Origin of the sequence: Dactylosporangium sp. NPDC005572 (assembly GCF_040605515.1) — a bacterium.
In the GTDB taxonomy this organism is placed as follows: domain Bacteria; phylum Actinomycetota; class Actinomycetes; order Mycobacteriales; family Micromonosporaceae; genus Dactylosporangium.
The window spans coordinates 1-7033 of sequence record NZ_JBEXCY010000351.1 but is presented as its reverse complement, the minus strand read 5'-3'; the positions used below and the strand labels follow the sequence as shown (position 1 = coordinate 7033).

Sequence of the window (7033 nt, the reverse complement as noted above, 5' to 3'; positions counted from 1 at the left end):
TCCGGCTGCGGACCGGCAAGGCGCTGCGGACCGACCGCCAGGAGGTCGCGGTCCGGTTCCGGCCGGTGCCGCACCTGCCGTTCACCGAGGGCGCCGAGGCCGTGCCCAACGTCCTGCGCTTCGGCCTGGAGCCGGAGTCCGTGTCGCTGCACCTGACCGGCACCACGACCCGCGGGGACGGGCTCACCCCGCTCACCCTCGCCGCGACGCCGGAGCCGGCCGAGCTGCCGCCCTACGGCCGGCTGCTGCTCGACGTACTCAACGGCAACCCGGCACTGTCGATCCGGGCCGACGAGGCCGAGGAGTCCTGGCGGGTCGTCGCCCCGGTGCTCGACGCCTGGGCGAAGGATCTCGTACCGCTGGAGGAGTACGCGGCCGGCTCGGACGGCCCCTGAGGAGGCAGCCATGGCGTTGCGGAGCCAGCAGTGGTGGGACAACCCGGCGAACCCCGACATGACCGCGCTGTACCTCGAGCGCTACCTCAACTTCGGCCTGACCCGGGCCGAGCTGCAGTCCGGCCGGCCGATCGTCGGCATCGCCCAGACCGGCAGCGACCTGGTGCCGTGCAACCGGCACCACATCGAGCTCGCCGAACGGGTGCGCGACGGGATCCGCGACGCCGGCGGGATCCCGCTGGAGTTCCCGGTACACCCCCTGCAGGAGACCGGCAAGCGCCCCACCGCCGCCCTGGACCGCAACCTCGCCTACCTCGGCCTGGTCGAGGTCCTGTACGGCTACCCGCTCGACGGCGTGGTGCTGACCACCGGCTGCGACAAGACGACCCCGGCGTGCCTGATGGCGGCCGCGACGGTCGACATTCCCGCGATCGTGCTCTCCGGCGGTCCCATGCTCAACGGGTACGTCGACGGGCAGCGGGCCGGCTCCGGGCTCGTCATCTGGCAGTCGCGGCGCAAGCTGGCCGCCGGGGAGATCGACTACGCCGAGTTCATGAACCGGGTCGCGAACTCGGCGCCGAGCGCCGGGCACTGCAACACGATGGGCACCGCGCTGACGATGAACAGCATCGCCGAGGCGCTCGGGATGTCGCTGCCCGGCTGTGCGGCGATCCCGGCCCCGTACCGGGAGCGGGCCCAGATCGCCTACGACACCGGCCGCCGCGCCGTCGAGCTGGTCCGGGAGGACGTCACCCCGACCTCGATCATGACGCGGGCGGCGTTCGAGAACGCGATGCTGGTCACCGCGGCCGTCGCCGGGTCGACCAACTGCCCGATCCATCTCATCGCGATCGCCCGGCACACCGGCGTGGAGCTGAGCAACGACGACTGGGAGTCGGTCGCCGGTGACGTGCCGATCCTGGCCAACTGCGCCCCGGCCGGGGAGTACCTCGGCGAGGACTTCCACCGCGCCGGCGGGGTACCGGCGGTGATGCATTCGCTGCTCGACGCCGGCCGCCTGCACGCGGACGCGATGACCGTGAACGGCCGGACGGCCGGCGACAACGTGCGGGACGCGGGCAGCACCGACCCGGCCGTCATCGCGGCCTACAAGGACGCGTTCGCGCCCCGCGGCGGCTTCCTCGTGCTGCACGGCAACCTGTTCAACTCCGGCATGATGAAGATGTCCGTGGTGACCGAGGAGCTGCGGTCGCGCTACCTGACCGCGCCGGCCGTCACCTGGCGCGCGGTCGTGTTCGAGGGGCCCGAGGACTACCACCGGCGCATCGACGACCCGGCCCTGGAGATCGACGAGAACTGCGTCCTGGTCATCCGCAACACCGGCCCGATCGGCTACCCGGGGTCCGCCGAGGTCGTGAACATGCAGCCGCCCACGGCGCTCATCGTCCGCGGCATCGAGGCGATCCCGACGCTCGGCGACGGGCGGCAGAGCGGTACCGCTGACGCTCCTTCGATCCTCAACGCGAGCCCGGAGGCCGCCGTGGGCGGGAACCTCGCGATCGTGCGGACCGGCGACCGCATCACGCTGGACATCCCGGCGCACCGCATCGACGTCGAGCTCAGTGAGGAGGAGATCGCCGAGCGGTGGCGCACGCACACCCCGCCGCCGCTGTCCAACCAGACGCCCTGGCAGGAGCTGTTCCGGGCGCACACCGGCCAGATGGACACCGGCGCGTGCCTCGACTTCGCCGTCGCCTACCGGGACATCGTGCACACGAAGGGACTGCCCCGTGACTCACACTGACCGCGGCACGATCATGATCGCCGACTCCGACTTCGGTGACGTCGACATCGAGCGGGCCATCGCCGAGGAGGCCGGGTTCACGCTGGAAGCGCGCCAGTGCACGTCGGAGGAGGAGGTCATCCGGTACGGCAGGGACGCCGAGGGCATCCTCACGCAGTACGCCCACATCGGCGCGGGCGCCATGGACGAGCTGCGCAACTGCCGGGTGATCGCCCGCTACGGCACCGGCGTGGACATCGTCGACGTGGACGCCGCCACCCGCCACGGCATCCAGGTCACCAACGCGCCGAACGACTGGTGCGCCGACGAGGTCGCCGACCACGCGATCGCGCTGTGGCTGTGCGCCGCGCGCAAGATCAACCAGTACGACGCGGCCACCCGCGCCGGCGAGTGGCAGTGGCAGACCGGCGAGCCGATCTGGCGGCTGCGCGGCCGGGTCTTCGGCATCCTCGGCTTCGGGGCGATCGCCCGGCTCATCGCGGAGCGGGCCCGCCCGTTCGGGGTGCAGCTGCGCAGCCACGACCCGTTCGTGTCCGCCGATCAGATGCTGCGTCAGGGTGTACTGCCGGTGTCGTTCGACGACCTCGTCGAGGACTCCGACTACCTCGTCATCCAGGCGCCGCTCACGCCGGACACGCACCACCTGTTCGACCGGGCGACGCTCGCCCGCATGAAGCCGACGGCGGTGCTGGTCAACACCGCCCGCGGTCCGATCGTCGAGGACGCCGCCCTCGCCGCCGCCCTCGCCGACCGGACCATCGGCGGTGCCGCGCTCGACGACCTGGAGGAGGAGCCGGCGAAGCGGCGGGACTGGCGGCCCGACAACCCGCTGCTGCGCCTGCCGAACACGGTCATCACGCCGCACGCGGCCTACTACTCGGAGCAGTCGCTGCAGGCGGTGCGGGCGATCGCCGCGCAGGAGGCCGTGCGGGTGCTGACCGGCCACCGTCCACAGTCGCCGGTCAACAGCGTGACCTAGTCGTCCCCTTCGGACATTGCGCAGGCGAGACCGGCGTCGGCGGCCATCGCGGCGCGCGGTGCGGTCAGCCGAAGGTCAGCCATGCGACGACGACCAGCAGGAGCAGGGCGGCGGCCAGCCACCACTGCCGGGCCCGGCGCCGGCGCCTGCGGCGCACCACGATCGAGGGCGCCTGGGGCCACGGGCGCCCGACGGACGGCCCGGGCGACGGCACGCTGCCGGCCGTCTCCCGTGGCGCATCCGGTTGCGCCTCCGCTGGTACCCCTTGTGGGGTCTCTTCCGGCGTCTCCGGTGACGGCGCGACCTCGACCGGCGCGGTCTCTTGCGGCGGCGCGACCTGTGTGGGCTCCGGTCGGGGCGTGATCTCGACCCGTGGTGCCGGCACGGCGTACGGCGTCGGCACGGGGCGGGTGTCGGCCTGGGCGCGGGCGATGAGCTTCGCGACCCGGAGGCTGGCCGCCCGCATCCGGGCCGCCTTCTTCGCGCTCAGCTTCTGCCCCGCGATGATGCCGCAGGCCTGCGCCACGGCAACGACGAGAACCGGGTTGGTCACCAGGTCCCGGTGCCCGGCGAACAGGGCCGCGACCGTGTTGCGGTCCACCCGCAGCCCGGGTGCGAGCCGGTGCGCACGGACGACCTCGGCGATGTGCCGGCGGGTGCTCTTCGGACGGGTCCGGCCACGGGGCCGCTTCCGGCCGCTGCGGTCCGCGGTCCGCGCGGCGGCGGCCGCCAACGCGGCGACCAGCGACTCCACCGCCTCGTCGGCCTGCTGCCAGCGCGGCGTCACTGCCTCCGTCACCAGTCGTCCCCTGCCACGGTCCCGTCGTGATCGGCGCGTACCGGCCGAGCACCCGAACCTTACCCGCCCGCTCACCCGCCGAATCGCACCAGTCGCTGCACGGCGGTCCACGGCCTCCCCAGGGGTGTAGACGGGACCCGGCCGGGTAGTTCGCCCACTGCCGAGGGTCACCGAGGAGAACGACGATGGTGCTCACCGAGGACGAGGCGCTCGAGCTGCTCGCCTATCTCGTCACCGCCGCCCGGACCCAGGTCGACGAGGCTGCGGAGTACGGCCCGCTGCGGCTGCTGACCGCGGCGCAGCGGCTCGCCGGCTCCATGGCGCCCCGGGTGTCACCCGAGACGCGCGCGCTGCTGGACGGCCCGATCCAGCGGGTTCCCCCGACGGCGACGCGTTCGGCCGACCCGGACGGGTACGCCGCCGCCCTGGACGGCATGTGCCGCGCCCTCGCGGAGCACCTCGTCACGCGCTACGGCGTCGACGGGGGTACCCGGTGAGCCGCGACGCGCTCGAGGTGATCAGGACGCGCCGAGCCGTACGCGCCATGACGAGCGAGCCGGTCCAGCGTGACCAGCTGGAGCGGATCCTGGACGCCGCCGCGCACGCCCCGAACGCGGGCAACCGCCGCCTGCAGCGCCTCGTCGTGATCGACGACGCCGCCACGCTGCGGGTGCTGCGCATGGTCTCGCCCGGCATGCTCCAGCGGCCGGCGGCGGCCGTCGTCATCTGCATCGACATGGCACGCGCCGTGGAGTACGGCCTGCCGGCGACGAACAGCGGTCTGCTCATCGACGTCGGCACCGCCGCGCAGACGATGCTGCTGGCCGCCCACGCACTCGGCCTCGGGTCCGGACCGGTCACCTCGTTCAGCAGCGCCGCCGTCAGCACGGTCCTCAACCTGCCCGCCCGGTGGAGCCCCGAGATGATCGTGTGCCTCGGCCACGCCGCCGCGACGCAACCGTCGCCGGTGGGCCCGCACCGGCGGCTCACCTGGCGCGACCTCACCTGCTGGGGTCGCCTGGACAGCGATGCGAGCACAGTGGCCGGCTCGTGACGCGGCCGGTGAACGACCCGGAGTCTCAGTCAGGGCGCTTCCCAGGAGGCGCGGAAATGGTCGAGCCAGTCGGTCGCCGCCTTGAGCGGGTGTGCCTCGAGCCGGCACGGCCTTCGCTGCGCTGCGCGGCCACGCGAGATGACTCCGGCGCGCTCCAGGACCTTGAGGTGCTTGGATATCGCGGGCTGACTGATGTCGAACAGCGCGGCCAGCTCCGTCATCGTGGCCTCGCCGGCCGCCAGCCGGGTGAGCATCGCCCGCCGCGTCGGATCGGCCAGCGCGGCGAACGTGGCGTCGAGCAGTTCACGCCGCATGCTTCATTGACCTGTGCGTCCGGCTCTCCGCGCGCAGCCGCACCGCGACGGCCGTGATCCAGGCCGAGGTGGCGACCGCCACACCCAACAGCGGCAGGCCGCCCCTTCCGCCGGCCGAGAGCCCCATACCCACCACCAGCAGGATCGGCGTGCCCAGCCCGGTCGCCGCACAGTACCTTGCCCAGGCCGGCAGCCTGCGTGCGCGAAACCGTCGGGCGTACACGAAACACCCGGCGATCACCGAGAGCACGAGTCCGAGAAATGCGACGGAGTGCAGACCGGCGGATGCGCTGATCGTGGCGGTCGCGCCCGGAGGAGCGCCGGGCGGGAAGCCGAACGCGGGGTCGGGCTTGAAACACCCGGCAACGATGAGCAGCACCCCGTAGGCGCCGATCAGCAACGGTCCCCAGGTGCCGCCCTTGGTCGTGCGCGGCAGGCGCCATGCCCCGACGGCTGCGGCGACGGCGAGCAGACCGGTCACGGCGAAGTTGGCGAACTGTATCCAGCCGGGATCGCCCAGGAGCAGCAGGCTGATCGCGTGACGCGTGAGTGAGAACCCGTCGCGGGCGAGGGCCTGCAACAGGGATGCGCCGATGAACAACGGGCCGGCGACGACGCCGCACGAGAGGAGGTATCGGGTCAGGGTTTCGCGGCCGGCTACCGGTTGGCTCGTTGCGGTGGTGTTCATGCCTGCTCCTCCTGGCTGCACGCCGGGTGGTCGCCGCTCACGGAGTGGGTGTCCAGTTCGGGTCGCGGCCGATGAACCCGAGCAACCTGGTCTGCGCGTCCGCGTCGTGCTCGACCGGGACGCGGACGCCGTAGTGTCCGGACGATCGGATGACCGCCTCCATCGGCTCCATCCCGGCCAGCAGCGCGGCGCAGAAGTCCGGATCCAGCCGGTCGTCCTGGCCGGTGGCCCGCGCGAGGTCCCAGGTGTGCATGAAGACGTCCGTCGTGTAGAACTGGTCGATCGCGCGGTACAGCGGGAGTTCGCCCAGGTGCGGGTGGGCGAAGACCCGGTCGGCGGTCGCCGGGTCGTCGAGCAGCGCCTGCACGGCATCGCGGTGATGCTGCCATGCGGCGACCGGGTCGTCGTCCAGCGCCGGTCCCGCCGGCAGCTCGATGCCGGTGCCCGCGGCGAGGAAGCCCGGGAACCATTCGGTGAGGTGCCGCACGACGTCGAGGGCGGTCCAACCGGCGACCGGCGCGGGTGCGTCCCACCGCCGGGCACCACGGACCCGGTCCGTGAACACCAGGCAGACCTCCCGGTGCCGCTCGGCGGGACGGTCAGACAGTGCCATCGGCCAGCATCCTGTCGAGCTTGGCGTGGCCCCCGTCGACCCCGGCCCTCATGTCGCCGGCCAGCCGGGCGTCGCGGCCCTCGAAACTGTCCACAAGGGATTGTGCGTGCAGCCGCGTGCGGCCGTCGCCGAGGTCCTCGAACCGAAGTGTCTCCAGCGCCACGCCGTCGGGGGCACCCTCGAACGTGAACGTCTGCACGATGCGATCGGTGCCGACCTCGTGGAAGCAGCCGCGGAACGCGTACTCCTCGCCGTCCCGCTCGGCCACATACCGCCAGCTGCCGCCGCTGCACGCGTCCCAGTGCTCGATGCGGGCCTCAGTGCCGCTCGGGCCGACCCACTGCACGAACAGCTTCGGGTCGGTGTGTGCGCGGAACACCTGCTCGGGCGTTGCCGCGAAGTCGCGGGTCAGCCGGATGATCGGCA

9 protein-coding genes and 1 pseudogene are annotated in these 7033 nt (G+C 72.7%); 5 read left to right on the top strand and 5 right to left on the bottom strand.

Translation table 11 applies throughout. The features are described 5' to 3' along the window. The 3 genes and pseudogenes from ABZS66_RS59495 to ABZS66_RS59485 form a co-directional block, all read left to right on the top strand. Positions 1-395 (top strand): annotated as a pseudogene (locus ABZS66_RS59495) (glucose-6-phosphate dehydrogenase); the annotation flags it as partial. 10 nt (positions 396-405) lie between these two features. Continuing rightward, complete coding sequence (locus tag ABZS66_RS59490; RefSeq protein ID WP_354773507.1) at positions 406-2160, top strand: IlvD/Edd family dehydratase; 1755 nt, start codon at positions 406-408, stop codon at positions 2158-2160. Continuing rightward, a complete protein-coding gene (locus tag ABZS66_RS59485) occupies positions 2147-3139 on the top strand; it encodes a C-terminal binding protein (protein ID WP_354773505.1) in 993 nt (330 codons plus the stop codon). The genes ABZS66_RS59490 and ABZS66_RS59485 overlap by 14 nt, the downstream gene beginning before the upstream one ends. Before the next feature lie 64 nt (positions 3140-3203). Here the strand turns inward: ABZS66_RS59485 and ABZS66_RS59480 are convergent, their stop codons facing one another. Continuing rightward, positions 3204-3938 carry a hypothetical protein gene (locus tag ABZS66_RS59480; protein WP_354773503.1) on the bottom strand — a complete coding sequence of 245 codons (735 nt, stop codon included), beginning with the start codon at positions 3936-3938 and terminating at the stop codon, positions 3204-3206. A 185-nt stretch (positions 3939-4123) separates the two neighbouring features. Here ABZS66_RS59480 and ABZS66_RS59475 point away from each other — a divergent pair, with 185 nt between their 5' ends. Both ABZS66_RS59475 and ABZS66_RS59470 read left to right on the top strand, forming a co-directional pair. After that, positions 4124-4435 carry a DUF6092 family protein gene (locus ABZS66_RS59475; protein ID WP_354773501.1) on the top strand — a complete coding sequence of 104 codons (312 nt, stop codon included), beginning with the start codon at positions 4124-4126 and terminating at the stop codon, positions 4433-4435. Next, positions 4375-4992, top strand: a complete 618-nt coding sequence (locus tag ABZS66_RS59470; RefSeq protein ID WP_354773499.1) for a nitroreductase family protein — start codon at positions 4375-4377, stop codon at positions 4990-4992. Before ABZS66_RS59475 ends, ABZS66_RS59470 begins: the two co-directional genes overlap by 61 nt. A 29-nt stretch (positions 4993-5021) precedes the next feature. On the opposite strand, the gene ABZS66_RS59465 is transcribed toward ABZS66_RS59470, so the two are convergent. The 4 genes from ABZS66_RS59465 to ABZS66_RS59450 form a co-directional block, all read right to left on the bottom strand. After that, positions 5022-5306 (bottom strand): metalloregulator ArsR/SmtB family transcription factor, encoded by a 285-nt coding sequence (locus ABZS66_RS59465; RefSeq protein ID WP_354773497.1) that lies wholly within the window; start codon positions 5304-5306, stop codon positions 5022-5024. Beyond that, positions 5296-5994, bottom strand: coding sequence for a DUF998 domain-containing protein (locus ABZS66_RS59460; RefSeq protein WP_354773495.1), 699 nt, complete (start codon positions 5992-5994; stop codon positions 5296-5298). Before ABZS66_RS59460 ends, ABZS66_RS59465 begins: the two co-directional genes overlap by 11 nt. 37 nt (positions 5995-6031) lie before the next feature. Beyond that, positions 6032-6607, bottom strand: a complete 576-nt coding sequence (locus ABZS66_RS59455) for a TIGR03086 family metal-binding protein (RefSeq protein WP_354773493.1) — start codon at positions 6605-6607, stop codon at positions 6032-6034. Then, on the bottom strand, positions 6594-7033 hold a 440-nt coding region (locus ABZS66_RS59450), incomplete at its 5' end, for an SRPBCC domain-containing protein (RefSeq protein ID WP_354773491.1). The genes ABZS66_RS59455 and ABZS66_RS59450, both read right to left, overlap by 14 nt.